Consider the following 2,408-nt stretch of genomic DNA (forward strand, 5'->3'; position numbering starts at 1 on the left):
TACCGGGTTAATTTACCTGCGGGCTGCGTATCTGACGCCAACTATATCATCCAGCTGACCCAGCCCGGGCGAGGTGGGGCCGGAAACGATGATCCCGGTATTTCCTATAGCAATCAGACGAGCAGCAGTTTTGAAGTAATTATTGGAGATAACGACAATGGAGGAACAGACCGAAACCGTTTTAACTCCGAATTCATGTTCATCGTTCTGGATCTGTAATGGAGATGAAGAAATTAGTCGTATACATAGGATGTTTATTCCTGTACCTCCCTGCGCAGGCACAGATTGAGGCGGGTTTGTTATTGGGCCTGACACCAGCAACAACAACCGAGATGAACGCCATCTCCGGACCCATAACCGGTTCCCTCCTTTACAACACAACGGAAAACCGTATCTATCAATATAATGGTTCTGCCTGGGTAATGGCCGGAGCAAACGCCGGAGGCTGGGGTCTATCGGGAAATTCCGGTACTACCCCTGGAACCGATTTTCTGGGCACCAGTGATGCACAGGATTTTGTACTAAAGGCCAACGGAACGGAGAAAATCCGACTCGTACAGGACCGCAGTCAGGTACTTATCAACCAGGCCAGTGTATTTAACAACCACCCCCTGGTCATTAAAGCCAGTGGATCCGATGTCCTGGCCTTTGAAGATAGTTCAGGATCACCCAAATGGCACTGGAACCTACTTTCGAATGGACTAAACTTCGTAGAATCTAATGTGGCGGATTATCGCTTATTCCTGGAAGCCGGAGGGGATGTGGGCATCAACACCAATTCCCCTACCGAACGGCTGGACGTAAACGGTAACGCCCGAATCCGTTCATTGAGTACGGCAAACGATTCAGATGACGTGTTGGCCGTGGATGCCAATGGTGTAATGCAACGTTCTAAGATCAATTACGGGGGACGCTGGACCAACTCCGACACCTCAACCAACCTGAATGTAAACAACACTACCGCACCAATTTTTGGGAATGAAGATTATAAGGACGACGGGAATGCACTCTTCGAGGTTAGCGGCAATACCTTGATCGTAAAGCTCAGTGGACGATACGATATTCGGGCTAACCTGTCCCTGGTAGGGATCAATTCAGGCAATAACCGGCAACGTACCAATGTAAATGCCCGGATTGCGGTAAACGGCACACCTGTAGGAGCTCTAGCCGCTTCAGGGTATATCCGATGGGCCAGCGGTCATGACCATTCCAGCATTCATGTAAGTGAGATCCTCCAGCTCAATGCAAACGATGTAATCAGTATAGTAACATATAGGGAAGCCAATTCGGGAACTGTGAATTTCAGTGGTACAGACGAATCCAGTTTCGTAATCAACAAACTTAAATAAGGGATGAAATTTAAGGCGCTACATATATTGCTCTTACTCTGCATCCCTGTTGCAGGACAGGAAGCTTTTCACAATTATGGAAACATCCAGGTCCATGATATGGCAGAGGTCGGTTTCCATTTGGACCTCACCAATGACGGCACCTTTGACCAAAATATGGGTTTGGTGGGCTTCTACAGCGATGACAACCGGATCACTATTGCCGGAGCCTTCTCCCCGGTATTCTTTGATACTGAGGTAGCCGTGGAAAATGGCCTGTTTCTGGAAACAGCGATCGGGGTGAACAATAACAGCAACCTTATCCTTGGAAATATCATTACCTCCCGCAGGGCTGCTGATGTGTATTCCAACTTCATGGATTATTCCTTTTATACCGGGGAAAGTAGTGTTTCCAAAATTGACGGCTATGCTGCCATTACCAACAAAGAAACCTTTGTTTTCCCGGTAGGCGACGAAAATCGTTTACGTCCACTAACCCTGGAATCCGATGCTATAAATGCCATAGTAAAGTGTGCTTATTTCGCGGAGGACCCCAACAATCCCAAATCTATCGATGGGGTATTCAGTACGCAGAGGAGGGCTTCTCAATTTATTGCGGTGAGCGACAAGGAATTTTGGCGATTGGAGGGCGATGTCCCTTCAAGGGTTACCCTTACCTGGGATGAATTCAGCAATATGCGCGCATGGGCGGAATACATGACTGACATCAAGGTAATGGGCTGGAGTAAGGCTGATTCCCAGTGGGTAAACCTGGGCAATACCGGAACCGAAGGCGGATTGGCTAATGGCTCGGTTACCTCGGAAACCTTCGTACCAAGCGAATACGAAATCATTACCCTTGGTGGAAATGAGGATGACATGCAGACCTACGACACCATTGAACTAGACAACTACTACATGACGCCAAACGGAGACGGTCAGAATGATGTTCTTGCCATCGAAGGCCTGGACACCAATACGAATAACTCGATACAGATTTTTGATCGCTACGGGGTAATGGTATACTCCAAGGACAATTATCAGAATGATTTTGACGGCAGGTCGAACCGTGAGCAGGTC

The 2,408-nt window shown here is 48.0% G+C and carries 3 protein-coding genes; all 3 read left to right on the plus strand.

Annotated features, from left to right (window positions below; translation table 11 throughout):
• On the plus strand, positions 1 to 219 hold a 219-nt coding region (locus AC4E7D_RS13965; protein WP_490174389.1), incomplete at its 5' end, for a hypothetical protein.
• 5 nt (positions 220 to 224) lie between these two features.
• Complete coding sequence (locus AC4E7D_RS13970) at positions 225 to 1,349, plus strand: phage tail-like protein (protein ID WP_490174390.1); 1,125 nt, start codon at positions 225 to 227, stop codon at positions 1,347 to 1,349.
• A 3-nt stretch (positions 1,350 to 1,352) separates the two neighbouring features.
• On the plus strand, positions 1,353 to 2,408 hold a 1,056-nt coding region (locus AC4E7D_RS13975; RefSeq protein WP_490174391.1), incomplete at its 3' end, for a T9SS type B sorting domain-containing protein.

This window comes from Lentiprolixibacter sp. (assembly GCF_982873095.1).